Origin of the sequence: Microbacterium murale (assembly GCF_014635185.1) — a bacterium.
Taxonomy (GTDB): Bacteria; Actinomycetota; Actinomycetes; order Actinomycetales; family Microbacteriaceae; genus Microbacterium; species Microbacterium murale.
In genome coordinates this window covers 284,596-311,055 of sequence record NZ_BMCM01000003.1, presented here as the reverse complement: position 1 = coordinate 311,055, position 26,460 = coordinate 284,596, and the positions used below count along the sequence as shown (strand labels likewise).

Here is a 26,460-nt window from a genome sequence, read left to right as displayed (position 1 = left end):
CGTCACAGGACGGTGTCGTCTGCTGAGGTGCCGCGCCGCCGACGGGTGGCGAGCAGGATCAGTCCGATGACGAACACCACAGCGCCGGCACCCATCAGGATGTAGCCGATCAGGTCGAGGTTGGCCCACTCCACTTCGATGTTGACGGCGAACGCGAGGATTGCGCCGATCACGAACAATACGATTCCGGTGCCGATGCTCATGCGGGATCCTTTCGTGGCACCCGTGGCGACGTGTGCGCCGACGAGCTGCTGTTCGTTCTGACGATGCCAGCAATCGCCGCGGGAGGCAAGAGCCGTCTCAGCGCCTCCTCGGCGTCCAACCCATCGACAGCGCGTCATCCGTTGCCGCGCGTTCGAGATCGACAGCCGCTGACCATCCCTGCGCGGCATCCGCGCCGTCGAATCCTCCGCGCGCAACGCGCATCCCGACGTCCTCATGGTGCATGCGCGGCGCTCCCCCACGCCTTACCGATGCGCGTACGCTCCATGCGTCATCGGCGTAACCGCCGCCGCGGAACACGCGGTAGTCCCCGTAGCGCGCGGGATCGAGCAAATCCCAGCACCACTCCCAGACGTTGCCGAGCGTGTCGAAGAGGCCATTGAGGTTGGGGAGCTTGCCACCGACGTTCTGCGGGGCTGTCACGCCGTCAGCGGCCGTCCATGCCACGTCGGTCAGCAGGCCGTAATGCGGGCCGGTGGAGCCCGCACGACAGGCGTGTTCCCACTCCGCTTCGGTGGGCAGGCGGTATCCGTCACTGTCGACGTGCCAGGTCACGTCCTCGCCGTCGAACGTGTACGCCGGGTCGAGCCCTTCCCATTCGGAGGCCGCGTTGCAGAACCGCACGGCGCGCAGCCAGCTCAGGTCAGCGGCCGGCCGGCGAGGATGCCGCGAGGCGATGCCGACGATCTCGGCCATCTGCTCTTCGGTGACAGCGAACACGCCCAACTCGAACGGTTCGAGTGTCACGGTGCGCACCAGGTCGCGACGTGCGTCGTGCAACGTGACGACACCGGCCGGTATCCGTGCCATCTCCAGGTCGCTCATGTCGTGACGCGCTTTTCTGGGCGCTTCTGCACGGGGATTGCGAACAACCGCATGAAGTACTGGCACAGTGGTCCGACCAGCAGTGCGAACGCGACCGTCCCGAGCCCCACGTTGCCACCCAAGGCCCAGCCGACCGCGACCACGACGATCTCTATGCCTGTTCGCACGATCCAGATGCGCCATCCGGTCTGCGTGTGCAGGCCGGTCATCAAGCCGTCTCGCGGGCCCGGCCCGAAGTTGGCCCCGATGTAGAGTCCGGTCGCCGCGGAGAGGACGAACAGCCCGATCACGAAGAAGCAGATGCGCAGCCACAGCGGCTGATCCGCCGGGATCAGCCAGAGCCCGACGTCGGCGGCAGGCCCGACGAGCAGTGCGTTCAGCACCGTCCCGATCCCGAGCTTCTGGCGCAGTGGAATCCACAGCAGCAGCACCACGACGCTGATCAGGATCGTCACCACTCCGAAGCTCAGCGGCACGTGACGGGTGATGCCCTGCGACAGAACGTCCCACGGGGCCGCGCCGATCTGCCCGCGCACCATGAACGCGATCCCGATCCCGTACAGGAACAGCCCGACCAGCAGCTGCACCGAACGGCGCGGAAGTCTGCGGCCGCGCAGCGCGTTCACTGAGGTACTCGTTCGACCCATGTGCCGTACTTGGCGGCGCGGCCATCACCCGACGACGTGCGCGTCAACCGCCGTTTGACCCACGGGCCGACATGTTGCCGGTAGTACGCGAGTCCGACCGCTCCCCCGGCCCGCAGCTCGCTGGGCGCCCACCACTGTGTCGGCGGCTCGTACCCGAGTGCATCCAGGACCCTGGCCGCTACCCGATGGTGGCCAGCCGCGTTCATGTGCAGACGGTCCTCCGACCAGTAGGCGCTGCGCGCGAGTTCACGATCGGGCCAGTTCAGTGCACGGATCACGTCGGATCGATTCGCCACCCGGCGCAGCACGGCCGCGGAGAGCTCATCTCCGCGACGCTGGATCATTGACCCCATCGGCAGCTGTCCTGCAGGATTCGCACCGGACAACACGATGAGCGTGACACCCTGGTCATCGCATCGACGAAGAACGCGCGAGAAGGCATCGGCGATGTGCTCCAGATCGGTCCGCGGACGCAGCATGTCGTTGCCGCCCCCGTTGAACGACAGGTGCGTGGGGTTCAGTGCCAGGGCGGGTTCGAGCTGCTCCTCGACGATCGGCCACGCGAGCTTGCCGCGGACAGCCAGGTTCGCGTACTGGATGGGGTGACCGGCAGCATCCGCCCATCCCTGTGCCGCGATATCGGCCCAGCCGCGCACACGGCCGTCCGGCAACTCGTCGCCGACGCCCTCGGTGAACGAGTCGCCGATGGCCACGAACCTCACATCACTCACTGAACCAGCCTATGCCCGTCGGTGGACACGACGGCTCATCGATCGTCGAGTGCCTGGCCCCTTCGATCGACGAGTCCCCACGTCACGATCGCCGCGACGATGAAGAATCCGGCGAAGATGGCGAACAGCAACGGCGCTCCGCCGGCCGCCAAGAGCACCGGAACGATCAGCGGCGCGACGATCGACGCGATTCTGCCCACGCCTGCCGCCCACCCCGCACCCGTGCCGCGCAGCGAGGTCGGATAGATCTCCGGCGTCACGGCGTACAGCGCGCCCCATGCCCCGAGATTGAAGAACGACAGCGCCATCCCCGTCGCGATGATCGCCCCGACGCCGGTCGCGGTGCCGAACAGCACGGCTGAGACCGCTGACCCGGCGAGGAACACGGACAGCGTCGCGCGCCGGCCCCACACCTCGATGAGCCACGCGGCCACGGCATAGCCGGGCAACTGAGCGAGCGTGATGAGCAGCGTGAACCCGAACGAGCGGACCAGATCGTACCCGGCATCCACGAGGATGCTGGGTATCCAGATGAATGCGCCGTAATAGGCGAAGTTCACGCAGAACCAGATCACCCAGATGCACAGCGTGCGTACCCGGAACTCCGGGTACCACAGCGTGCCGAGCCGCGTCGCCGCATGATCTGCGATGGCGCGAGGTGTCGGAGCCTTGTGGACGAGCGGGCCCCCGGTGATTCCGGCATCCGCCTCGAATGCCGCCACGATCCTGTCTGCCTGCGAGATCCTCCCCCGCGACGCCAGCCATCGCGGCGACTCGGGAAGGCCCCATCGCACGATGATCGCGTATGCGGCAGGTATCGCGCCGAGGGCGAACGCCCAGCGCCAGCCCGACTCGGATGCGGGGATCACGAAGTAGCCGATCAGGGCGGCGGCCGTCCAGCCGACTGCCCAGAATGCCTCGAGGATGACGATGAGCCGGCCCCGGATACGGCGCGGCGCGAATTCGCTGACGTAGGTCGACGCGACCGGAAGCTCCGCACCGAGACCGAGACCCACGAAGAAGCGCAGCACGAGCAGCATCGCGAGTCCGCCGACGAGGGCACTGGCCCCGGTGGCGACGCCGTAGATCAGCAGTGTGATCGCGAACACCTGTCGCCTGCCCAGGCGGTCCGCGAGCAGACCGCCCAGCGTCGCGCCGATCGCCATGCCGATGAATCCGACGGAGGCGATCCACCCGGTCTCCGCCTTTGACAGGTCCCACTGCTGGGCGAGGACGGCGATGATGAACGAGATGAGGCCGACATCCATCGCGTCCAGCGCCCAACCAACGCCGGAGCCGGAGAGCACCCTGAAGTGCCGACGCGTGAACGGGAGAGCGTCGAGGCGTTCAGCCAACGAGGCGCGGCTCGGGATGCCAGGGGCGCTCATTTCAGCAGATCTCTGACGCGCGGGATCACCTCGGTGCCGTACAGCTCGATGCTGCGCATCATCTGCTCATGCCCGAGCGTGCCGGTGGCGTACTTGAGATCGAATCTGCCGATTCCCAGCGTGCGCACGGTGTCGGCGATCTTCTGGGCGACGCGTTGGGGAGAGCCGGAGTAGATCGCTCCGGCGGGCCCCACGTCGTTCTGGAAGCGCGCCCGGCTGTACTCGGGCCAGCCCCGCTCCTTGCCGATTGTGTTGTTCATTGCCTCGAACCCCGAGTACGCGCCGTCCCAGGCTTCTTCGTCTGTGTCGGCGATGTGTCCCGGCGAGTGAACGGCGATCGGATGCTCCGGCGTGCCGAATGCAGCGATCGAGCGATGATACAGCTCGACGAACGGCACGAATCTGGCTGCGGGGCCCCCGATGATCGCGAGCATCAGCCCTACTCCGTGCCTGGCGACGCGCACGACCGATTCCGGACTACCTCCGACCCCCACCCAGGTGCGAAGGCCCTTCTCGGTCTTCGGGAACACGTCGGCGTCGGTGAGCGCCGGGCGCATGGTGCCCGACCAGGTGACCGGCCTCTCTTTGGTGAGTTCGACGAAGAGCTCGAGCTTCTCCTCGAACAGGGCTTCGTAGTCACGCAGGTCGAAGCCGAAGAGCGGAAACGACTCGGTGAACGAGCCACGGCCGAGCACGACCTCGGCGCGGCCTCCCGAGAGCGCGTCCAACGTCGCGAACCGTTCATAGACCCTCACCGGGTCGTCGGATGACAGCACGGTCACCGCAGTGCCGAGTCTGATCCGTTCGGTGCGCGCGGCGATCGCGGCGAGAACCATCTCCGGCGCGGAGACGGCGAACTCCTTGCGGTGATGCTCCCCCACCCCGAAGAAGTCGATGCCGACGGTGTCGGCGAGTTCGGCCTGGTCGACGATGTTGCGGATCGTCTGGGCGGCCGTCAACAGCTTTCCGTCGCTGTCGCGGGTGATGTCACCGAACGTGTCGAGGCCGAATTGGAGTGCCATGTGCTGTTACCGGTTCACGAGGGCCGTGCGAAGCGTGTCGAGTCCGACGCCGCCGAGATCGAGCGCACGCTTATGGAACTGCTTGATGTCATACGTATCGCCCTGCTGCTCCTGATACGCGTCCCGCACCTGCTCCCAGATGCGCTGGCCCACCTTGTACGACGGCGCCTGTCCAGGCCAGCCGAGATACCGGTTGACCTCGAACTGCACGAACTCGTCCGACATGTTGACGTTGCGGCGCATGAAATCGAGCGCGTAGTCCGCGTCCCATGTGCCCGTGCCATCGAGGCGGGGCTTGCCCAGGTGCACGCCGATGTCGAGCACCACACGCGCCGCGCGCATGCGCTGCCCGTCGAGCATGCCCAGTCGGTCGGCCGGGTCGTCGAGGTAGCCGAGCTGCTGCATGAGCCGCTCGGCGTAGAGCGCCCAGCCCTCGGCATGCCCGGAGGTGCCAGCGAGCAGCCGGCGCCACGAGTTCAGTTCGGCCCGGTTGTACACGGCCTGGCCGATCTGCAGATGGTGACCGGGAATGCCCTCGTGGTACACGGTCGTGAGCTCGCGCCAGGTGTCGAACTCGGTGACACCCTCCGGCACCGACCACCACATGCGGCCGGGGCGGGAGAAGTCGTCCGTCGGGCCGGTGTAGTAGATGCCGCCCTCCTGCGTGGGCGCGATCATGCACTCGAGCGTGCGGATCTGCTCGGGGATGTCGAAGTGCGTCGCACCGAGCTCGGCGACTGCGCGGTCGCTGGTCTCCTGCATCCAGCGCTGCAGTGCCTCGGTGCCGTGCAACTTGCGGGACGGGTCCGCCTCCAGGTGCGCCACTGCCTCTTCGACGGTGGAACCGGGGAGGATTTCGTTCGCGATCGCCGTCTGCTCGGCCACCATGCGGGCGAGTTCTTCACGGCCCCATTCGTAGGTCTCATCGAGGTCGATCTCGGCGCCGAGGAACCGGCGGGAAGCGAGCGCATAGAGCTCAGGGCCGACAGCATCCACCTCACTCGCCGCGGGCGCCAGGGTGCCGGTGAGGAAGCCCTTCAGCTCGTCATAGGCGACGCGCGCCGCCGACGCACTGTCGGCGAGCTCGCGCGCGAGGGATGCCGGAAGCTCGCCCTCCTCGGGTGTCGCATCGGCCACGAACGCAGCGAAGAAGCCGTCGTCTGCCGTGTATCGCACGATCTGGTCTGCGACCTCGACCACCTGCCGCCGAGCGGGCACGACGCCCTTGGCGATGCCCTCTCGCAGCGTCGCGGTGTAGCCGCGAAGCGCGTGCGGCACAGCGGCCAGACGCTTCACGATGATCGACCAGTCGTCGGCCGACGATGTGGGCATGAGGTCGTAGACCTGGCGGATGTCCTGAGCGGCCGACGCGATCACGTTCAGATCGCGAAGATGCCACTGGGCGTCGTCGAACTCGAGATCGAGCTTGAGCTCGCTGCCGAGGTCCGCCTTCGTGACCTCGTCGACAGCATCGGCCGGGGTCAGGTCGTCCAGCGCACTGAGCGTCTTTCGCACCGCATTCGCGTACTGCTGCTGCCCGTCAGGGCTGAGATCGCCGTAGCGGTCATTGGCGTCATTGCGCCCGATGTACGTGCCGACGGTGGGCACGAGCTCCACGAGAGTGTCGACCCATTCTTCTGCGACCTTGTCGATCGCTGAGGGCGTGCGAGGGGTAGTCGTCATCCCTTCAGCGTAGCGGCGTGAATCGACGCACGGTGGCGGTGCGCGATGTCAGTGCGCTGCCTCGTTCCAGTCGTGTCCGCGGCCGACCTGGACATCGAGCGGAACGGAGAGATCGGCCGCATCGGCCATGCGGGTGCGCACGATCTTCTCGGTCGCGTCCCACTCCCCCTGCGCCACCTCGACCACGAGCTCGTCGTGGATCTGCAGCAGAACCCGTGAGCGCAGATCGGCCGCTTGGAGGTCTGCGTGGATCTCGTACAGGGCGATCTTCATGATGTCGGCCGCACTGCCCTGGATGGGGGCGTTGAGCGCCGCACGCTCGGCATTCTCGCGGAGCACCCGATTGGGGCTCGTGAGGTCGGGGAACGGGCGGCGGCGGCCGAAGATCGTCTCGGTGTAGCCGACCTCCTTGGCCTTCACGACCGACGCGCGCAGGTAGTCGCGCACGGCGCCGAATCGTGCGAAGTACTCCAGCATCAGCTGCTTCGCCTCGGACTGCTCGATGCGCAACTGCTTCGACAGGCCGAAGGCGGAGAGACCGTAGACGAGGCCGTACGACATCGCCTTGACCTTGGTGCGCATCGCCGAGGAGACCTCTGACGGGTCGACGCCGAAGACCCGGGCACCGACGAATCGGTGCAGGTCCTCGCCGCTGTTGAACGCCTCGATCAGACCTGCATCGCCGGAGAGGTGCGCCATGATGCGCATCTCGATCTGCGAGTAGTCGGCGGTGAGCAGAGTCTCGTATCCCTCGCCGACCTCGAAGGCGCTGCGGATGCGACGCGACTCCTCGGTGCGCACCGGGATGTTCTGCAGGTTCGGGTCGGTGCTGGAGAGCCGGCCCGTCTGACTGCCCGTCTGCACATAGGTCGTGTGAACGCGGTGATCGTCGCGGATCGCCGTGTCCAGCGACTCGATGATCTGGCGGAGCTTGGTCGCCTCGCGATGCTGCAGCAGCAGATCGAGGAACGGATGCGGGTTGCTCTCCTGCAGGTCGGCGAGCACGGCGGCATCCGTCGAGTACCCGGTCTTCGTCTTGCGCGTCTTCGGCAACTGCAGGTCTTCGAACAGCACTTCCTGAAGCTGCTTCGGCGATCCGAGATTGAACTCCCGTCCGACCAGCGCGAAGGCGTCGGTGGCCAGGGCGTCTGTGCGTGCTGCGAGCTCACCGGAGAAGGTCGAGAGTACGTCGTGCGACACCGCGACGCCGGAGATCTCCATATCGGCGAGGGCGAGCAACGTCGGCAGCTCGATCTCTGTGAGGACCCGGGCAACCGGCTCAGGAAGGTCGTCACGCAGCGCGGCCGCGGTGCGCAGGGTGAACCATGCCTCTTGCGAGGGCGTCGCGCCATCGGTCTCGGGCACGAGCTGTGTCGGGTCGGCCTCGGGCAGCTTCTCATCGAGATAACGATCCACGAGGTGAGCGAGCGTCTTGTCGGGGAAGCTCGGGCGCAGCAGCCAGCCCGCGAGGAGGGTGTCGTAGGCCAGTCCGCCGAGGCGGATGCCGGCGCGATGCAGTGCCTTGACCTGAGGTTTCGCGTCGTTGAGCACCTTGGCGGCATCCGATTCGAGCCACGTGCGGAGGGCGTCGGCGGTGGCCTCGCTCCAGTCGGTCTCGCGAAGCTCCGTCAGACTGGCGACACCGATGCGGGATATATCGCCGCCGCCAGTGACGAGCGTCAGCGCCAACTCATCGCTCTGCTCGCCGAGCCACAGCGCGAGATCGGTGACGGACGCTTCGACAGGTGCGGGCATCGCCACCGCCGGCTCGTCGTGCACCGCCTCATCGCCGGCGCCGACCGCATCGAAGACTCGCGGCAGCAGGGTACGGAACTCCAGCCGGGCGAAGATGTCGCGCACGGCCTGCGCATCGATCGGTGCGACAGCGAGCTCGGCCGGGGTGACCGGGAGTTCGACGTCGGTGAGCAGGCGGTTGAGTCGACGATTGCGCCGGACGTCTTCCATGTGCTCGCGCAGGTTGCCGCCGACGACGCCCTTGATCTCCTCGGCGCGTTCGAGCAGTTCGTCGAGACCGCCGAACTGGGTCAGCCATTTGACCGCGGTCTTCTCCCCCACCTTCGGCACTCCGGGCAGGTTGTCACTCGTCTCGCCGACGAGTGCGGCGATGTCGGGGTACTGCTCCGGCCGCACGCCGTACCGCTCCTGCACGGTGGCTGGATCGTAGCGCTTGAGCTGCGAGACGCCCTGAACGGACGGGTAGAGCAGGGTCACCCTGTCATTGACGAGCTGGATCGTGTCACGGTCGCCGGAGACGAGGAGCACGTCGTAACCCTGCTCGGCGCCCTGAACGGAGAGCGTGGCGAGGATGTCATCGGCCTCGATGCCCTCTTTCGTGAGCACGGGGATCGACATCGCGGCCAGAACGTCCTGCAGCAGCGGCACCTGTCCGCGGAACTCCTGCGGAGACTCGGATCGGGTCGCCTTGTACTCGGGATACTGGTCGGTGCGGAACGAGTGCCTTGAGGTGTCGAAAGCGATCGCCATGTGCGTCGGCTGCTCGGCCTTGATCAGATTCACGAGCATCGAGAGGAACCCGTAGATGGCGTTCGTGTGCTGATTGTCCTTCGTCGTGAAATTCTCGACCGGAAGGGCGAAGAATGCACGGTAGGCGAGCGAATGGCCGTCTACGACCATGAGGGTAGGCTTTGCGGAGTCCGTCACCCTGTCAGCCTAACGAGGACGACGGACATGCGCTGAGGAGGACACGTGAGCGAGACCACCGAGACGACCGGCTTGGAGTGGGCGACCGCCCGCGGCATGGGGGCGCTTGCCGAGAAGATGGGCATCGAGTTCACCGAGTTCACGATCGAGCGCAGCGTCGCCACCATGCCGGTCGAGGGCAACACTCAGCCGGTCGGCTTACTGCACGGCGGCGCGTATGTGGTGCTCGGCGAGTCGCTCGGATCGATGTCGGCGAACCTGCATGCGGGTGCCGGCCGGCTGGCGGTCGGCGTCGACATCAACGCCACGCACACGCGTTCCGCCACATCCGGGGTCGTGACGGGAGTGTGCACTCCGATCCACCTTGGGCGCAGCGTGGCCGTTCATGAGATCGTCGTGACGGACGAGCAGGGCCGTCGCTGCTCGACGATCCGCATCACCAACATGATCAAGGATCTGCCCGCGCGCTGACCTGCACCGTCAGTCGCCCGCGAGGATCCGCTGGAACAGCAGGTGATCCTGCCACTCCCCTGCGATCCGCAGGTACTTCGGCGCCAGCCCGAACTGCTCGAAGCCGTTGCGCAGCAGTACCCTTTGCGATGCGGAGTTATCGAGCAGCGTGGCGGCCTGCAGGCGGTGCAGACCGAGCTCACTGCTGGCGTGGTGGATCACAACGGCGACCGCCCGGCTCATCACCCCGCGGCCGACCAGGGATGCATCGACCCAGTAGCCGAGATCTGCGCTGTGGAACGCTCCCCTGACGATGTTGGCGATGTTCGCCACGCCGAGGATGCGGCCGTCGTCAGCAACGAGTACGAAGCGGGCGGCCCGTCCGTCCGCGTGGTCGCGGAGATACTGCGCCACCAGTGCGCGGTGCCATTCGACCGTGTAGAAGCTCTCGTCGCGCACCGGATCCCAGTGGGCCAGGTGCGCACGGTTGGCATCGTACGCGGCAGCGTAGGCCGCGGCGTCACCGGATTCGACCAGGCGAAGGCGGATGCCGTCGCCGAGATCGAAGGTCACTTCTTGGGTGCGAGCTGCTCGATGATCGCCTTGGCGACGTCCTGCATCGTCAGTCGACGATCCATCGACGCCTTCTGGATCCAGCGGAACGCCTCGGGCTCGCTCAGGCCCATCTTCTCGTTGAGCAGACCCTTGGCACGGTCGACGAGCTTGCGGGTCTCGAAGCGCTCGACCATGTCGGCGACCTCGGCCTCGAGCGTGATGATCTGCTCGTGACGGGCCAGCGCGATCTCGATGGCAGGAAGAAGGTCGTTGGGAGTGAACGGCTTGACCACGTATGCCAGGGCACCGGCCTCGCTCGCCCGCTCGACGAGCTCCTTCTGGCTGAACGCCGTGAGAAGCACGACGGGGGCGATGTTGCCCTTGTGCAGCTTCTCGGCCGCACTGATGCCGTCGAGCTGCGGCATCTTGACATCCATGATGACGAGATCGGGACGCAGTTCTGTGGCCAGTGCCACGGCCGTCTCTCCGTCACCTGCCTCACCGACGACGTCGAATCCGTTGTCGCGAAGGATCTCGACGATGTCGAGACGGATCAGCGATTCGTCTTCGGCGACGACGACGCGTCGCGGGGCGGATGCCGTGGGCTGCTCAGCCGGTTCTGCCTGTTCTTGCTCGGTCACGATTCCATTCTAGTGGAGAGGAGGCAGTGACCAGTCCCAGGAACCCGCCGAACGCACCGGACCGGCCTTCGTCCTGCGCTAAAGTCGTATACGCAACACGCTCGCCGGCGTGGCGGAATGGTAGACGCGGAGCACTCAAAATGCTTTGTTCGAAAGGACGTGCGGGTTCGAGTCCCGCCGCCGGCACACCTGCGGATACGCCGAAAGGGGCGAGGTTCTCACCTCGCCCCTTTCGTGTGCTCTCGCGTCAGACGCCGTCCTTGTAGATCGGCGCGGCGCCGTTCACGGCATCTCCGACCTTGTGCACGCGGATGTCGTTCGTGGAACCGATGATTCCGGGAGGGGAACCGGAGATCACGACGACCTTGTCCCCTTCCTTCGCCAGATTGTTCTTCAGCAGGTAGTCATCGACCTGCAGGAACATCAGGTCGGTGTGCTGCACGGCCTCGACCAGCGTGGAGCGGATACCCCAGGTCAGCGCCATGCGGCGGCGGATGCCTGGCTCCGGTGTGAACGCGATCATCGGGATGCGCGAGCGCAGACGAGACAGGCGACGCGCGGAGTCACCGGACTGGGTGAACACGCACAGGAACTTCGCGTCGACGAAGTCGGCGACTTCGAGGGCGGCGAGGGTGATCGCGCCACCCTGCGTGCGCGGCTTGGCCGTGAGCGGCGCGATGCGCTCCAGACCGTGCTCCTCGGTGGACTCGACGATGCGGGCCATGGTCTCGACGACCACGATCGGGTACTCGCCCACGCTGGTCTCACCGGACAGCATGACGGCGTCCGCGCCGTCGAGGACGGCGTTCGCGACATCAGAGGTCTCGGCGCGTGTCGGCACAGGGCTGGAGATCATCGACTCCAGCATCTGCGTGGCGACGATGACCGGCTTCGCCATGCGCCGGGCGATCTCGACCGCACGCTTCTGCACGATCGGCACGGCTTCCAGCGGAAGCTCGACGCCGAGGTCGCCGCGCGCGACCATGATGCCGTCGAAGGCGTCGACGATCTCCTCAAGGGCATCCACGGCCTGGGGCTTCTCGATCTTGGCGATGACGGGAACCCTGACGCCCTCTTCGGCCATGATCTCGTGCACACGCTCGACATCGGAGGCGTTGCGCACGAACGACAGTGCGATGAGGTCGGCGCCGATGTTGAGGCCCCAGCGGAGGTCCGCTTCGTCCTTCTCGCTCAGCGCGGGGACGTTCACGGCGACGCCTGGGAGGTTGATGCCCTTGTTGTTCGACACCGCTCCAGCGACGATCACACGGGTGGTGACGACGGTGCCGTCGGTCTCGACGACCTCGACACGCACCTTGCCGTCGTCGATCAGGAGGAAGTCGCCAGGGTTGACGTCCTGCGGCAGCCCCTTGAAGGTCGTACCGCAGATCTCGCGGTTGCCGATGATGTCTTCCGTGGTGATCTTGAAGATGTCGCCGGCGGCGAGCTCGTAAGGACCGTCCTCGAACTTGCCGAGGCGGATCTTCGGTCCCTGCAGGTCGACGAGGATGGCGACGGCCTTGCCTGCGTCGTCCGCAGCGCGGCGCACGTTGGCGTAGTTGGCGTCATGGACGGAATAGTCACCGTGGCTGAGGTTCAGTCGGGCGACATCGACCCCCGCTTCGATGATTGCTCGAACGTTCTCGTAACTCGAGGTGGCCGGGCCCAGCGTGGCGACGATTTTCGCGCGTCTCAACAGATTCTCCAGGGTGAGAGTGGGGGGAATACAGAACTGGCGACGATGCCTCCGCCAGCCTACGCGGGCTGGAGGCCGATCGCGACATCGGTGGGACGCACAGGTGCGGGCAGGACGGTCTCCCCCATCAGGAAGCGATCCACGCCCGCGGCGGCTGCGCGTCCCTCTGCGATCGCCCAGACGATGAGCGACTGCCCACGGCCTGCATCGCCGGCGACGAAGACACCGGGAACGGTGGTCTCGTACGAGTCGTCGCGCTGGAACGCGCCGCGATCGGTGGCCTGCGGATGCATGTCCTCGGTGAACCCGTCCTGCTCAGGACCGGTGAAGCCCATCGCGATCAGTACGAGGTCGGCCGGGATCTCCCGTTCGGTGCCGCTCTTGGGCACACGATGTCCGTCGACGTACTCGGTCTCGGCCACACGAAGAGCGCGCACCTCACCGGCGTCGTTCGAGAGGAACTCGACGGTCGAGGCCAGATAGTGACGCTCGCCGCCCTCCTCGTGCGCGGAGGAGACCTCGAAGATCGTCGGCATCATCGGCCAAGGCTGGTGCTCCGGTCGATCGGCGCCCGGCTGCGTGCCGATGGCGAGGTTGGTCACGCTCAGCGCGCCTTGCCGGTGCGCCGTGCCGATGCAGTCGGCACCGGTGTCGCCGCCGCCGATGACGATGACGTGCTTGCCCTCAGCGGTGATCTGGTTGTGCACGACATCGCCGGCGACCGCATGGTTCGACTCGACGAGGTACTCCATGGCGAAGTGCACGCCGTCCAGGTCGCGACCGGGGATCGTCAGGTCGCGCGGCACGGTGGAGCCGGTGCAGATCACGACCGCGTCGTAGCGCGCCCTGAGGTCTGCCCAGCTGATGTCCTTGCCGATCTCGACACCGGCGCGGAAGCGCGTTCCCTCTTCCTGCATCTGTCGCAGACGCGACTCGAGGTGGGTCTTCTCCATCTTGAAGTCGGGAATGCCGTAGCGCAGCAGTCCGCCGATGCGGTCGTCGCGTTCGAAGACCGCGACGGTGTGCCCCGCGCGCGTGAGCTGCTGCGCGGCGGCGAGTCCGGCAGGGCCCGAGCCGACGACGGCGACGGTCTTGCCGGTGAGGCGCTCCGGCGGCTCTGGTTCGACCCAGCCCTTGGCGAAGGCCTCGTCGATGATCGAGACCTCGACCTGCTTGATCGTCACGGCCGGCTGGTTGATGCTCAGCACGCACGCGCTCTCGCACGGTGCAGGGCACAGCCGCCCGGTGAACTCGGGGAAGTTGTTCGTGGCGTGCAGGCGCTCGATCGCCGAGCGGTCCTCGCCGCGCCAAGTGAGGTCGTTCCACTCCGGGATGAGGTTGCCGAGCGGGCAGCCCTGATGGCAGAACGGCACGCCGCAGTCCATGCAGCGTCCGGCCTGGCGGCGCAGCACGGCCTTGTCGCCCGGCTCGTAGACCTCTTTCCAGTCCATGATGCGGACGGGAACGGGACGGCGAGCGGGAAGCTCGCGCTCCGTCACCTTCAAGAAACCCTTGGGATCAGCCACCGGTCACCTCCAGGATGCGGGTCCAGACAACGTCGCCATCCGGGTCGAGCCCATCAGCCTCCGCTTCCTGACGCATGGTCTGCACTGCGGCGAAATCTCGCGGCAGCACCTTCACGAATTCGGATGCGACGGTGTCGAAGTCTTCGAGCATGCGCGCCGCGAGCGGAGAAGCCGTGCGCTCCACGTGCTCGATGAGCAGGCTGCGCAGCACCTCGAGGTCCGCACGATCCAGTGTCTCCAACCGCAGCTCTCCGCTCTCGCGGGACTGCAGATTGACCTTCTCGGTGGAGAGCGCGTGCACATACGCGATGCCGCCGGACATGCCGGCTCCGAGGTTGCGGCCGGTCGATCCGAGGATCACGGCGAGCCCACCGGTCATGTACTCGAGGGCATGGTCGCCGACCCCCTCGACGACGGCGGTCGCGCCCGAGTTGCGCACCAGGAACCGCTCGCCGACGACACCCGAGATGAACATGGTGCCCGATGTGGCGCCATAGCCGATCACGTTGCCCGCGATGACGTTCTCATGCGGCGCGATGGTCGAGCCGCGTGACGGCCGGATGGTGATGTCACCGCCCGAGAGGCCCTTGCCCACGTAGTCGTTGGCGTCGCCTTCCAGCCGCAGCACGATCCCGGACGGCAGGAACGCGCCGAGTGACTGGCCGGCGGTGCCGTGCAGGGTGACATCGATCGTCTCGCGTGCGAGGCCAGTCTCGCCGAAGCGCGCGGTGACCTCGTGACCGAGCATCGTGCCGACCGCACGTTCGGTGTTGCGGATGGGCAGCTCGACGATGGTCGGCGCCATGTCGTTGAGCGTGTTCTGTGCCATCTCGATCAGCGGCACGTCGAAGTGCTTGTCGAGTTCGTGCTCCTGCGCGCGGCCGCTGCGGCGCGGCTCGGATGCCGGGAACACCGGGCCCTCCAGCACGGGCGAGAGGTCCAGTCCATCCGTCTTCCAGTGCTCGATCGCGGCATTCGCCTCGATGAGGTCGGCGCGGCCGATGATCTCGTCCAGCGACCGGAACCCGAGCTCTGCGAGGATCTCGCGCACCTCTTCGGCGATGAACTCCATGAAGTTGACCACGAACTCCGGCTTGCCGGTGAAGCGCTCGCGCAGAACGGGGTTCTGTGTCGCGACGCCGACCGGGCACGTGTCCAGATGGCAGACGCGCATCATGATGCAGCCGCTCACCACGAGCGGGGCCGTCGCGAAGCCGAACTCCTCGGCACCGAGCAGCGCGCCGATGATGACGTCGCGACCGGTCTTGAGCTGGCCGTCGACCTGCACCACCACGCGGTCGCGCATGCCGTTGAGCATGAGCGTCTGCTGCGTCTCGGCGAGGCCGAGCTCCCACGGCGTTCCCGCGTGCTTGAGCGAGTTCAACGGGCTGGCGCCGGTACCGCCGTCGTGGCCGGAGACGAGGATGACGTCGCTGAGTGCTTTCGCCACGCCTGCCGAGACCGCACCGATGCCCGACTGGCTGACGAGCTTCGTGTGGATGCGAGCGGACGGATTCGCGCGCTTCAGGTCGAAGATGAGCTGCTTGAGGTCTTCGATCGAGTAGATGTCGTGGTGCGGCGGCGGCGAGATGAGCCCGACACCGGCGGTTGCGTGACGTGTGCGGGCCACCCAGGGGTAGACCTTGGTCGGCGGCAGCTGGCCGCCCTCCCCCGGCTTTGCCCCCTGGGCGAGCTTGATCTGGATGTCGTCCGACTCTGTCAGGTAGAGACTCGTGACGCCGAAGCGCCCGGAGGCGACCTGCTTGATCGCACTGCGGCGCTCGGGGTCGAGCAGGCGGTCGACGTCCTCGCCGCCCTCGCCCGTGTTCGACTTGGCGCCGATGCTGTTCATCGCGATCGCGAGCGTCTCGTGCGCCTCGCGGGAGATGGAGCCATAGCTCATGGCTCCGGTGGAGAAGCGCTTCACGATCGCGCTCACCGGTTCCACCTCGTCGAGGGGGACGGCCGGACGAGCGCCGGTGCGCAGGTTGAAGAGCCCGCGCAGGGTCTTCAGCTCGGCGGCCTGATCGTCGACGAGCTTCGTGTACTCGCGGAAGATGTCGTAGCGACGATTGCGGGTCGAGTGCTGCAGGCGGAACACGGTCTCGGGGTTGAAAAGGTGAGGTGAGCCGTCGCGTCGCCACTGATATTCGCCGCCGGTCCAGAGGCGCTCGTGGGCACGTGCCGCGGCATCCTCGGGATACGCGTAGTCGTGGCGTGCCTGGTTCTCGGCGAAGACGTCCTCGATGTCGATGCCGCCGAGCTTGGTCTCGGTCCCGGTGAAGTACGCGTCTATCAGCTTCTGGCTGAGCCCGACGGCCTCGAACACCTGGGCGCCCGCGTACGACGAGACCGTCGAGATGCCCATCTTCGACATGATCTTCAGCACGCCCTTGCCGAGCGCGTAGATCAGGTTCTTGACGGCCTTCTCCGGCGTGATGCCGGTGATGAAACCGGTGCGCACGAGGTGCTCCACCGTCTCCATCGCGAGATACGGGTTCACGGCCGAGGCGCCGTAACCGATCAGCGTCGCGACGTGATGCACCTCGCGGACATCGCCGGCTTCGACGATCAGACCGACCTTCATGCGGTTCTCGCGCCGGATGAGGTGGTGGTGGATCGCCGACACCATGAGCAACGAGGGGATCGGAACGAGGTCCTTGTTGGAGTCGCGGTCGGAGAGGATGATGAACTCCGCGCCGGCGGCGATGGCCTCATCGACCTCTGCGCACATCTCCTCGAGACGCTCCTGCATCGTGTGCTCGCCGGCGTCGAAGTGGTACAGACCGCGGATCGTCACGGATGAGCGCCCTTCGAGCGCCTTGTCGATGTGGCGGATTTTCGCGAGTTCGTCGTTGTCGATCACCGGGAAGTCGAGCGTGACCGTACGGGTGTGCTCCGGTCCCCAGCTGAGCAGGTTGCGCTCAGGCCCGAGGCCGGACTTCAGGCTGGTGACGACCTCTTCTCGGATCGAGTCCAGCGGCGGGTTCGTCACCTGAGCGAACTGCTGCGTGAAGTAGTCGAACAGCAGACGGGGGCGCTCGCTCAGCACGGCGATCGGCGTGTCCGACCCCATCGCGCCGAGCGGCTCGGCGCCGTTCTGTCCCATCGGGGTGAGCAGGATGCGCACTTCCTCCTCCGTGTAGCCGAAGGTGCGCTGACGGCGGGTGATGGATGCCGGCGGGTGAACGATGTGCTCGCGCTCCGGCAGATCGGCGAGGCGCACGGCGCCCTCGTCGAGCCAATCCTGCCACGGGTGCAGTGTCGCCAGATCGTTCTTGATCTCGTCGTCTTCGACGATGCGACCGGCAGACGTGTCGACGAGGAACATCTTGCCCGGCTGCAGGCGTCCGCGGCGCTTGATGCGCTCCGGAGCGAACTCGAGCACACCTGTCTCCGAGCCGATCACGACGAGGCCGTCGGTGGTCTCGGTCCAGCGTCCTGGACGCAGTCCGTTGCGGTCGAGCGTCGCGCCCACGAGTGTGCCGTCGGTGAAGATGAGGGCGGCCGGGCCGTCCCACGGCTCCATCTGGTTGGAGTGGTAGTCGTAGAACGCGCGGAGCTCGGGCGTGATGTCCGCCTGCTTCTCGTACGCCTCCGGCACCATCATCATGATGGCGTGCGGCAGGCTGCGGCCGGTCAGCGTGAGCAGCTCGAGCACCTCGTCGAACGAGGCCGAGTCGCTGGCACCCGGCGTGCAGATCGGCAGCAGCGGCCGCACATCGCCGAGCAGTTCGGATTCGAGCTGCGACTGACGGGCGCGCATCCAGTTGCGGTTTCCGCCCACCGTGTTGATCTCGCCGTTGTGGGCGAGCATGCGCAGCGGCTGCGCGAGGGGCCACGAGGGGAAGGTGTTGGTCGAGTACCGCGAGTGCACGACCGCGAGCTCTGACGTGAACCGCTCATCTTGCAGGTCGGGGTAGAACGGCTCGAGCTGCAGCGTGGTGACCATGCCCTTGTAGCCCAGCGTGCGGCTGGACAGGGAGACGAAGTAGGCGCCGATCTCGTGCCCCGCACGCTTGCGCAGGCGATAGGCCACGCGGTCCAGCGCGATGCCGGAGAGAGGTTCGCGCCCGGGGGCCGAGGCGACGAAGAGCTGCTCGAACGCGGGACGCGCCTCGTCGGCGAGCTTGCCGAGGTTCTCGTTGGCAGTGGGGACGACGCGCCAGCCGAGGACGGTGAGTCCTTCTTCGCGCGCGATCCTCTCGACGCCGGCTTTCTGCGTGCGGCGTTCTGTGGCCTGCAGCGGGAGGAACGCGAGCCCGGCGGCGTAGTGGCCGGCATCGGGCAGTTCGAATGCGGTGACTTCACGCAGGAACTCGTCTGGCATCTGGGTGAGGATGCCCGCACCGTCTCCGGTGCCGGCGTCAGAGCCGATCGCACCACGGTGCTCGAGGTTTCGCAGGGCTTCGAGCGCCAGCTGGATGATGTCATGTCCGGCTGTGCCCCGCAGGGTCGCGACCATGGCCAGGCCGCAGGCATCCTTCTCGAATGCCGGGTTGTACATGCCCTGCTTCGGGGGGTAGGCCCCGGAGGCGCCGTACGGAGGCTGGAAGTACATCGGTTACCGTCCTCAGGTAATCAAGTGACACCGGGGACGACGTCGGCCCGCTCGTTCAATGCAGTGGTTTCCTCATCAGACGAGGATGCTTATCGGGAGCTGTCCTCGCTCGCGGGAGCAGTGCTTGTGGCTGTGGCTCCGGCAGTGACTTCGACCGGAGGCTCGCTCACGTCGACGAAATCATCGATGCTGTCCTGTGATACTACATCAGCATCGGCATCCTTCCGCGTGCGCCCTGGCGCATACGGTCCCGCCTCACGACCCGTGTGCCTGCGCGTCTGCACGAACAGGATCACGATGCCGACGACCACGCCGAGGATGGATGCCCACACGTTGCTTCGCAGGCCGAGGATGATCTCGCTCGGATCGATGCGGATCGATTCCCAGAGCACACGACCGGCGCTGTACCAGATCAGGTACACGGCGAACAGCTTGCCCCACTGCAGCTGCAGTCGACGGCCGATCCAGAGCAGGAAGAGCACGCCGAGACCGTTCCAGATGACCTCGTACAGGAACGTCGGGTGGAACAGGGTTCCCTCCGCCAGTCCAGGGGGGAACGCGACGTTGTCGGATTCGATCTCCAGGCCCCAGGGCAGGTCGGTCGGCAGACCGAAGAGCTCGTGGTTGAACCAGTTGCCGAAACGGCCCATTGCCTGCGCCAGCAGGAGACCCGGCGCGAGCGCGTCGGCGAAGGTCCAGAACCGGATGCCGGTCCACTTGCAGCCGAGATACGCGCCGACGGCGCCGCCGAGGAGCGCACCGAAGATCGCGATGCCGCCCTCCCAGATCGCCCAGACAGAGCCCGGCTCGAACGGGTTCCAGGTGTTCTTGCCCTCGCCGAAGTAGAAGTTCGGGTGGGTGAGCACGTGGAAGATGCGTGCGCCGATGATTGCGAGCGGCACAGCGAGGATCGCGATGTCGATGACTACCCACGGCTCTGCCCCGCGCTTGGTCAGGCGGTGATTCGTCAGCAGAGTGGCCGCGATGATGCCCGCGATGATGCAGAGCGCGTAGAAGTGGATCCGCAGCGGCCCGAGATCGATGTAGCTGACCGGAGGGCTCGGGATGCTGGTGAGCACGCCGCTGACGGCGGTGTGAAGCGCGAGGGACATGAGTGTGATTCTAGTTCTCGTGTGAGGTGGCTGCCGACGGCGTGCCTGCGGCAAGGGACTTTGTGACGGCGGCGAGGGCGTCGAGGCCCCCGTCGCGGAGGGCACGCACGAGCGCGGTACCGACGATGGCGCCGTCGGCGTACTCGGTGATGCCGGCGATCTGCTCGGCGGTGGAGATGCCGATTCCGACACATGCGCGCACCGCCCCGCGTTCACGCAGACGTGACACCAGGGTGCGTGCGGCCTTGTCGAGTTCGGCGCGCTCCCCCGTGATGCCCATGGTGGACACCGTGTAGACGAACCCGGTCGACGAGGCGACGACGAGGTCGAGACGTTCATCGGTCGAGGTGGGGGCCGCGAGGAAGATCCGGTCGAGACCGGTGCGCTTGCTGGCTTCGATCCAGTCCGCGGCAGCCTCCGGCGTGATGTCGGGCGTGATGAGACCCGCGCCGCCCGCGGCGAGCAGGTCGTCGGCGTAGCGGTCGACGCCGTACTGCATCACGGGGTTCCAGTACGTCATGACGACGACGGGAACGTCGGTCGCTGCCGTGATCTCGCGTACGGCTGTGAACAGGTCGCGCATCCGGAACCCTGCGGCGAGGGCGGCCTGGGTGGCCTCCTGGATGACCAGCCCGTCCATCACGGGATCGCTGTAGGGCGGCCCGAGTTCGATGACGTCGACACCGTTCTCGGCGAGGGTGATCGCCGCCTGGATGCTGGTCTGCAGATCGGGGAATCCGACCGGCAGATAGCCGATGAACGCCCCGCGGCCCTCATCGTGGGCCTTCTGGATCGCGGCTTCGACGCGGCTCATCGCGCGGCCGCCGCATCCGCTGCGGTCTGGGTCACGGCGTCCTTGTCGGCGGCGTCGCGTTCGGCCGCTTCGCGGTCGTAGAGATCGAAGTACCGCGCGGCTGTGTCCATGTCCTTGTCTCCGCGGCCGGAGAGGCACACGGCGAGGATGGCGTCCGGGCCCATCTCCCGGCCGAGGCGCAGGGCTCCGGCCAGCGCGTGCGCCGACTCGATGGCGGGGATGATCCCCTCGGTGCGGCTCAGCAGACGCAGTGCCTGCATGGCCTCGTCGTCGGTGGCGGGGATGTACTCGGCCCTGCCGATGTCTGCGAGCCACGAGTGCTCCGGGCCGACGCCGGGATAGTCGAGCCCGGCTGAGATCGAATGCGACTCGACCGTCTGCCCGTCCTCGTCCTGGAGGACATAGGTCTTCGCGCCGTGCAGAACCCCTGGGCGACCGCGCTGGATGGATGCCGCGTGCTGCTCGGTGTCCACGCCGTCGCCGGCGGCTTCGACGCCGAACAGCTTCACATCCGCATCGTCGAGGAACGCGTCGAACATGCCGATCGCGTTGGAGCCTCCGCCGACGCAGGCGATGACGGCGTCGGGAAGTCTGCCGGTCTCGTCGAGCAGCTGCTGACGGGCCTCTTCGCCGATGATCTTCTGGAAGTCGCGCACCATCGCCGGGAACGGATGCGGGCCTGCGGCCGTTCCGAAGATGTAGTTGGTGCTCTCGACCGTTGCCACCCAGTCGCGGTAGGCGTCGTTGATCGCGTCCTTCAAGGTGCGTGAACCGGTGGTGACCGGGACGACCTCGGCGCCGAGGAGCCGCATGCGGGCGACGTTGAGCGCCTGACGCTCGGTATCGACCTCGCCCATGTAGATCGTGCAGTCCAGGCCGAACAGCGCTGCAGCGGTCGCGGTGGCGACCCCGTGCTGTCCCGCTCCGGTCTCTGCGATGACCCGCGTCTTGCCGAGACGCTTGGTGAGCAGCGCCTGCCCGAGCACGTTGTTGATCTTGTGGCTTCCGGTGTGGTTGAGGTCCTCGCGCTTGAGGAAGACACGCGCTCCCCCGGCGTGCTCGGCGAACCGCTGCACCTCGGTGAGCGCGGAGGGCCGTCCGGCGTAGGAGCTGAGCAACCCTGCGAGTTCCGCGCGGAACTCCGGGTCGGCGATCGCCTGCTCATAGGCGACCGTGAGCTCGTCGATCGCCGCGATCAGCGATTCCGGCATGTAGCGTCCACCGAACTCTCCGAAGAACGGTCCGTGCTGGTCTCGCAGGCTCACCTCGACTCCCTCCGGTCGCTCGGTGCATCGCATGCCTCGACCTCGAGGAAGCTCTTCAGCGTCGCGACCGGATCGCCGGTGACCAGCGCCTCGCCGATCAGTACGACATCAGCGCCCGCCGAACGGTAGTGCGCGACATCGGCCGGCGTCAGCACGGCGGATTCCGCGATCTTCACGGCGTCGGCGGGGATGCGGTCGACGAGTCGGCTGAACAGATCGCGGTCGAGTTCGAGGGTCTTCAGATTGCGGGCGTTCACGCCGATCAGCGGTGCACCGAGATCGATCGCGGCCTCCAGCTCGTCGGCCGAGTGGGTCTCGACGAGCGGCGTCATGCCGAGCTCGTGAATGAGGGCGAACAACTCTTGCAGCACCTTCGGCTCGAGGCCGGCGACGATCAGCAGCGCGAGGTCGGCTCCGGCGGCGCGTGCCTCCAGCACCTGGTACGGCGTGGCGATGAAGTCTTTACGCAGCACGGGGAGCGAGACCCGGGCGGTGACGGCCTCGAGGTCGGCGAGGCTACCGCCGAACCGCCGCTCCTCGGTGAGCACACTGATCGCCGATGCTCCGCCGGTCTCGTAGAGCGCAGCCTGATGCGCCGGATCCGGGATGTCGGCGAGGGCGCCACGAGACGGACTCGCACGCTTGACTTCGGCGATGATCTTCACCCGTGCAGCGGGTGCGAGTGCGGCACGCGCGTCCTTGGCCGCGGGGCGGGCCAGAGCGATCTTCTCGACCTCGGCGAGCGGGCGCGCCTGTGCACGGCGTTCGGCGTCTTCGACTGCGCCGGCCGTCAGGTCGGCGAGCACCATCAGTGGCCCTTCGGCGCGTACTTGGGGCCCTTCACACCGTAACCGGCCTTGGTCAGGATCCAGCCGAGAATCGCACCGATGACGATGATGCCGACCGAGATCCAGACGAGCAGAGGCTGCTCGAAGCAGAAGGCGACCGTGCCGGCAGTGAAGCCGAACAGCATGACGATCACAGCGGACCACGCCGCCGGTGAGTGTCCGTGGCCGGGGTCAGCGATCGGGTTGGTCATGGTCTCCTCCGAAGCGGTCGTGGGAATGCGGAATCAGTCTACCGGGGTCATCGGGTCGGATCCGTCCCCCGCGACAGGTCGTCCCAGGAATCGATCGCGTCCACGGGGCCTTCGGCCTCGCTGTGACCTGCCGCGTCGGTGCGAAAACGCCTGCCGCCGCTCTTCCAACGATTCGCCGTCAGGAGAGTGAACACGGATGCCACGATCAGCAGCACCCACCCGACCAGCGCCAGGGCCGGCCAGAACGTCGGGGTGATGGAGGCGATCACGTCCGACACCGCCGTGCCGCCGGCGAGCCCCGTGGTCTCGGTCACCGTGGCGGCGACGGCGGCGACGGGCGACGTGAACACGATCTCCGCCGTCCACCAGGTCAGCAGGGCTCCCGCCAGTAGGGCCAGCGTCCCGAACACGTAGCGGAGTGTTCTTCCGACGAGCGCGAGAGCGGCTCCGAGCGCGAGGACGGCGAGACTAAGCGGAGCGAGCAGCGCCAGCGCATCCGCACCGGGTACCAGGATCGGCTCTCCCGCATCCGCGCGGACGACGCTCAGCCAGGTCTGCGTGGACGAGATGATGCCGACGGCGCCCGCGAGCAGGAACGCGACGACGGCGGTGCTGCGCCCGCGGCGGAGGAACTTCATTCGGCGCCCGAACCAGCCGCGGCGAGGCCGTCGACGGCTTCGAGATCGGCCGCGTCGAAGCAGGTGCGGGTGCCGGTGTGGCAGGCGGGGCCCGTCTGATCGACCAGCAGCAGGATCGCGTCACCGTCGCAGTCCAGTCGCGCCTCGTGGATGCGCTGGATGTTGCCGGAGGTGTCGCCCTTGCGCCAGTACTCCTGACGTGAGCGCGACCAGTAGGTGGCGCGGCCCGTGGTGAGTGTGCGGCGCAGCGCCTCGGCATCCACCCACGCGAGCATCAGCACCTCGCGGGTGTCCCACTGCTGCACGATGGCCGGTGCCAGTCCGTCGCCGTTCCAGGCGACCTGCGCGATCCGTGTCTCGAGGTCGCTCATCGCACCAGGATCCCTTCTGCGCTCATCGCATCCTTGACCTCGCCGACGGTCAGCGCACCGGAGTGGAAGACACTCGCAGCGAGCACGGCATCCGCCCCGGCTTGGATCGCCGGAGCGAAATCTGTCACGGCACCGGCGCCGCCGGAGGCGATCACCGGCACCGAGGACACCTCGCGCATGAGACGGACCAGTTCCAGATCGAAGCCGTCGTGCGTGCCGTCGGCGTCGATCGAATTGACCAGCAGCTCGCCGGCGCCGCGCTCGATCGCCTCTCGCGCCCACTCCAGGGCATCCAGCGATGTCTGCGTGCGCCCGCCGTGCGTGGTGACGACGAAACCGGATGCCGTCGTCGGGGCGCGCTTGACATCGAGCGAGAGCACCAGCACCTGGGCGCCGAATCTGTCCGCGATCTCGCCGATGAGCTCGGGCCGGGCGATCGCCGCGGAGTTCACGCCCACCTTGTCGGCGCCGACGCCCTGCAGGCGTGCGACGTCCTCGACGCTGCGCACTCCCCCGCCGACCGTCAGCGGCACGAAGACGTGCTCGGCTGTGCGCTGCACGACCTCGTACGTGGTGGCGCGGGCATCGACTGTGGCGGTGACGTCGAGGAATGTGATCTCGTCCGCACCCTGAGCGGCGTAGTGCGCGGCCAGCTCGACGGGGTCGCCCATGTCGCGGAGATTCTCGAAGTTGACGCCTTTGACGACGCGCCCTGCGGCGACGTCGAGGCAGGGGATGACGCGACTGGTGAGAGTCATCTGAGTCTCCCGATCACAATCTCGCGGCGTGGATCGCGGTCACGAGCAGCGCACGTGCACCGATCGCGTAGAGGTCGTCCATCACCTGGTTGATGCCAGTGCGAGGCAGCATGACGCGGACCGCGACCCACTTCGGATCCTGCAGCGGCGAGATGGTCGGCGATTCGCGCCCGGATGCGATGGCGGTCGCCTTCTCGATGAGCTCGACCGGAAGGTCGTAGTCGAGCAGCACGTAACGGCGGGCCACGATGACGCCCCGGAGGCGGCGCAGAAGCCGCTCGGTGCCCTCGGCGTCGCCGGGGCGGCTGATCAGCACGGCCTCGGACTCGATGATGACCGGCCCGAAGATCTCGAGCCCGGCCTGACGAAGGGTGGTGCCGGTCTCGACGACGTCTGCGATGGCATCCGCGACGCCGAGCTGCACAGCGGATTCCACTGCACCGTCCAGCGGCACGAGTGTCGCCTCGACGCCGTGCTCGCGCAGGAAGGCGTCGACGAGCCCTGGGTATGCGGAGGCGACTCGCACTCCGGCGAGATCCTCGACCGTGCTGTAGCGGCCGGTGGGGGCCGCGAAGCGGAACGTGGAGCGGGCGAAGCCGAGCGCCTGCACCTCACGGGCCTGCTGGGGCACATCGCGCAGCAGGTCGCGGCCGGTGATGCCGACATCGAGCGCGCCGGATGCCACGTAGGTCGCGATGTCGCGCGGGCGGAGGAAGAAGAACTCGACGTCGTTCTGTGCGTCGATCACGTGGAGGGTCTTGGAGTCTCGACGTCCGGCGTAGCCGGCTTCGGCGAGCATCTCGGCGGCGGTCTCGGCGAGCGAGCCCTTGTTGGGAACAGCAATGCGCAGCATGGGGAGCTTTCAGATCAGAGGAAGGGGACGGTGCGCATCAGAGATGTCGGTACACATCCTCGAGGCTGAGCCCCTTCGCGATCATCATCACCTGCAGGTGGTACAGCAGCTGGGAGATCTCCTCCGCAGCCTCGGCGTCGGATTCGTACTCGGAGGCCATCCACACCTCAGCGGCCTCTTCCACGATCTTCTTTCCGATCGTGTGCACGCCGCCGTCGAGTTCAGCGACCGTGCCGGAACCTGCAGGGCGGGTCTCGGCCTTGGCACTGAGCTCAGCGAACAGCTCGTCGAAAGTCTTCACGATTCAAGGCTAGCGGCTCGCGCGCGCTCTCGAAGCCCGGCGATGGCCGCTTCGATGTCGGTCGCACCGTACACGGCGGATCCGGCGACGAAGGTGTCGGCACCGGCCGCTGCGGCCTGGGCGATCGTGTCGTCGGCGATACCGCCGTCGACCTGGAACCACACGTCGGATCCGCGACGTCGTGCCTCATCCGCGAGCGCGCGCAGCTTGGGCATCGTCTCGGCCATGAAGCCCTGTCCGCCGAAGCCCGGTTCGACGGTCATCACGAGGATCTGATCGAACTCGTCGAACAGCTCGTAGAGACTCTCCCCGTCGGTACCGGGCTTGAGCGCCACCCCGGCACGGGCACCGATCGAACGCAGCCGACGGGCGAGGGCCACCGGGTCATCTGCGGCTTCGAGATGGAAAGTGACGCTCGCGGCGCCGAGCTCGGCGTACTCGGGTGCCCAACGATCCGGGTCGGTGATCATGAGATGCACATCGAGCGGGATCGGGCTCGTCGCCTGGATGCGCTCGACCATCTGCGGTCCGAAGGTGAGATTCGGCACGAAGTGGTTGTCCATCACGTCGACGTGCGCGAAGTCGGCCGCAGCGATGCGGGCGAGATCCGCCTGCATGTTCACGAAATCGGCTGCGAGGACGCTGGGGTTGATGCGGGGAGCTGCAGGAAGACTCATGTG

25 protein-coding genes and 1 tRNA gene are annotated in these 26,460 nt (G+C 67.0%); 2 read left to right on the top strand and 24 right to left on the bottom strand.

Annotated elements, in window-relative coordinates; genetic code table 11:
- Positions 1-2: 2 nt before the first annotated feature.
- The 8 genes from IEV67_RS11050 to polA all read right to left on the bottom strand — a co-directional run bounded on the left by IEV67_RS11050 (position 3) and on the right by polA (position 9,200).
- Complete coding sequence (locus IEV67_RS11050) at positions 3-203, bottom strand: DUF6458 family protein (RefSeq protein WP_188436617.1); 201 nt, start codon at positions 201-203, stop codon at positions 3-5.
- Between the two features lie 97 nt (positions 204-300).
- Positions 301-1,047: a formylglycine-generating enzyme family protein gene (locus IEV67_RS11045; RefSeq protein WP_188436616.1), complete on the bottom strand. Its 747-nt coding sequence runs from the start codon at positions 1,045-1,047 to the stop codon at positions 301-303.
- Entirely contained in the window at positions 1,044-1,673 is a 630-nt protein-coding gene (yczE, locus tag IEV67_RS11040) for a membrane protein YczE (protein ID WP_229703035.1), read from the bottom strand. Before yczE ends, IEV67_RS11045 begins: the two co-directional genes overlap by 4 nt.
- A complete protein-coding gene (locus IEV67_RS11035) occupies positions 1,670-2,425 on the bottom strand; it encodes an SGNH/GDSL hydrolase family protein (RefSeq protein WP_188436614.1) in 756 nt (251 codons plus the stop codon). Before IEV67_RS11035 ends, yczE begins: the two co-directional genes overlap by 4 nt.
- 35 nt (positions 2,426-2,460) lie before the next feature.
- A complete protein-coding gene (locus IEV67_RS11030) occupies positions 2,461-3,813 on the bottom strand; it encodes an MFS transporter (protein WP_188436613.1) in 1,353 nt (450 codons plus the stop codon).
- Positions 3,810-4,835, bottom strand: coding sequence for an LLM class flavin-dependent oxidoreductase (locus IEV67_RS11025; protein WP_188436612.1), 1,026 nt, complete (start codon positions 4,833-4,835; stop codon positions 3,810-3,812). The genes IEV67_RS11030 and IEV67_RS11025 overlap by 4 nt, the downstream gene beginning before the upstream one ends.
- Positions 4,836-4,841: 6 nt before the next feature.
- On the bottom strand, positions 4,842-6,518 hold the full coding sequence (locus tag IEV67_RS11020; RefSeq protein ID WP_188436611.1) for a DUF885 domain-containing protein: 1,677 nt from the start codon (positions 6,516-6,518) through the stop codon (positions 4,842-4,844).
- Positions 6,519-6,566: 48 nt separating this feature from the next.
- Positions 6,567-9,200, bottom strand: coding sequence for a DNA polymerase I (polA, locus tag IEV67_RS11015; protein WP_188436610.1), 2,634 nt, complete (start codon positions 9,198-9,200; stop codon positions 6,567-6,569).
- Positions 9,201-9,296: 96 nt separating this feature from the next.
- Between polA and IEV67_RS11010 the strand changes: the two genes are divergently transcribed.
- Positions 9,297-9,671 (top strand): hotdog fold thioesterase, encoded by a 375-nt coding sequence (locus IEV67_RS11010; protein ID WP_188436884.1) that lies wholly within the window; start codon positions 9,297-9,299, stop codon positions 9,669-9,671.
- Positions 9,672-9,680: 9 nt separating this feature from the next.
- Here the strand turns inward: IEV67_RS11010 and IEV67_RS11005 are convergent, their stop codons facing one another.
- The gene (locus tag IEV67_RS11005; protein WP_229703033.1) at positions 9,681-10,223 is read right to left on the bottom strand and encodes a GNAT family N-acetyltransferase; all 543 of its coding nucleotides are present in this window, start codon (positions 10,221-10,223) and stop codon (positions 9,681-9,683) included.
- A complete protein-coding gene (locus IEV67_RS11000; RefSeq protein WP_033107049.1) occupies positions 10,220-10,846 on the bottom strand; it encodes an ANTAR domain-containing response regulator in 627 nt (208 codons plus the stop codon). The genes IEV67_RS11005 and IEV67_RS11000 overlap by 4 nt, the downstream gene beginning before the upstream one ends.
- A gap of 103 nt (positions 10,847-10,949) precedes the next feature.
- Between IEV67_RS11000 and IEV67_RS10995 the strand changes: the two genes are divergently transcribed.
- Positions 10,950-11,032, top strand: a tRNA-Leu gene (locus IEV67_RS10995).
- Positions 11,033-11,093: 61 nt separating this feature from the next.
- Here IEV67_RS10995 and pyk read toward each other — a convergent pair.
- From pyk to rpe, 14 genes are all read right to left on the bottom strand, one after another.
- Positions 11,094-12,542, bottom strand: a complete 1,449-nt coding sequence (gene pyk / locus IEV67_RS10990) for a pyruvate kinase (protein ID WP_188436609.1) — start codon at positions 12,540-12,542, stop codon at positions 11,094-11,096.
- A gap of 59 nt (positions 12,543-12,601) precedes the next feature.
- The gene (locus IEV67_RS10985) at positions 12,602-14,068 is read right to left on the bottom strand and encodes a glutamate synthase subunit beta (RefSeq protein WP_188436608.1); all 1,467 of its coding nucleotides are present in this window, start codon (positions 14,066-14,068) and stop codon (positions 12,602-12,604) included.
- Positions 14,061-18,629 (bottom strand): glutamate synthase large subunit, encoded by a 4,569-nt coding sequence (gene gltB, locus IEV67_RS10980; protein ID WP_229703032.1) that lies wholly within the window; start codon positions 18,627-18,629, stop codon positions 14,061-14,063. The genes IEV67_RS10985 and gltB overlap by 8 nt, the downstream gene beginning before the upstream one ends.
- 89 nt (positions 18,630-18,718) lie before the next feature.
- On the bottom strand, positions 18,719-19,741 hold the full coding sequence (lgt, locus tag IEV67_RS10975; protein WP_188436607.1) for a prolipoprotein diacylglyceryl transferase: 1,023 nt from the start codon (positions 19,739-19,741) through the stop codon (positions 18,719-18,721).
- 10 nt (positions 19,742-19,751) lie between these two features.
- Positions 19,752-20,555 carry a tryptophan synthase subunit alpha gene (gene trpA / locus IEV67_RS10970; RefSeq protein ID WP_188436606.1) on the bottom strand — a complete coding sequence of 268 codons (804 nt, stop codon included), beginning with the start codon at positions 20,553-20,555 and terminating at the stop codon, positions 19,752-19,754.
- Positions 20,552-21,820, bottom strand: a complete 1,269-nt coding sequence (gene trpB, locus IEV67_RS10965) for a tryptophan synthase subunit beta (protein ID WP_229703030.1) — start codon at positions 21,818-21,820, stop codon at positions 20,552-20,554. The genes trpA and trpB overlap by 4 nt, the downstream gene beginning before the upstream one ends.
- A complete protein-coding gene (trpC, locus tag IEV67_RS10960; protein ID WP_188436881.1) occupies positions 21,817-22,626 on the bottom strand; it encodes an indole-3-glycerol phosphate synthase TrpC in 810 nt (269 codons plus the stop codon). Before trpC ends, trpB begins: the two co-directional genes overlap by 4 nt.
- Positions 22,627-22,628: 2 nt before the next feature.
- Complete coding sequence (locus IEV67_RS10955) at positions 22,629-22,859, bottom strand: HGxxPAAW family protein (protein ID WP_188436604.1); 231 nt, start codon at positions 22,857-22,859, stop codon at positions 22,629-22,631.
- Between the two features lie 47 nt (positions 22,860-22,906).
- Positions 22,907-23,497, bottom strand: coding sequence for a Trp biosynthesis-associated membrane protein (locus IEV67_RS10950; protein WP_188436603.1), 591 nt, complete (start codon positions 23,495-23,497; stop codon positions 22,907-22,909).
- Positions 23,494-23,868 carry a phosphoribosyl-AMP cyclohydrolase gene (gene hisI / locus IEV67_RS10945; RefSeq protein WP_188436602.1) on the bottom strand — a complete coding sequence of 125 codons (375 nt, stop codon included), beginning with the start codon at positions 23,866-23,868 and terminating at the stop codon, positions 23,494-23,496. The genes IEV67_RS10950 and hisI overlap by 4 nt, the downstream gene beginning before the upstream one ends.
- On the bottom strand, positions 23,865-24,626 hold the full coding sequence (gene hisF, locus IEV67_RS10940) for an imidazole glycerol phosphate synthase subunit HisF (protein WP_188436601.1): 762 nt from the start codon (positions 24,624-24,626) through the stop codon (positions 23,865-23,867). The genes hisI and hisF overlap by 4 nt, the downstream gene beginning before the upstream one ends.
- A 13-nt stretch (positions 24,627-24,639) precedes the next feature.
- On the bottom strand, positions 24,640-25,479 hold the full coding sequence (hisG, locus tag IEV67_RS10935; protein WP_188436600.1) for an ATP phosphoribosyltransferase: 840 nt from the start codon (positions 25,477-25,479) through the stop codon (positions 24,640-24,642).
- Between the two features lie 37 nt (positions 25,480-25,516).
- Positions 25,517-25,780: a phosphoribosyl-ATP diphosphatase gene (locus IEV67_RS10930; RefSeq protein WP_188436599.1), complete on the bottom strand. Its 264-nt coding sequence runs from the start codon at positions 25,778-25,780 to the stop codon at positions 25,517-25,519.
- The gene (gene rpe, locus IEV67_RS10925) at positions 25,777-26,457 is read right to left on the bottom strand and encodes a ribulose-phosphate 3-epimerase (protein ID WP_188436598.1); all 681 of its coding nucleotides are present in this window, start codon (positions 26,455-26,457) and stop codon (positions 25,777-25,779) included. Before rpe ends, IEV67_RS10930 begins: the two co-directional genes overlap by 4 nt.
- Between the last annotated feature and the right edge of the window lie 3 nt (positions 26,458-26,460).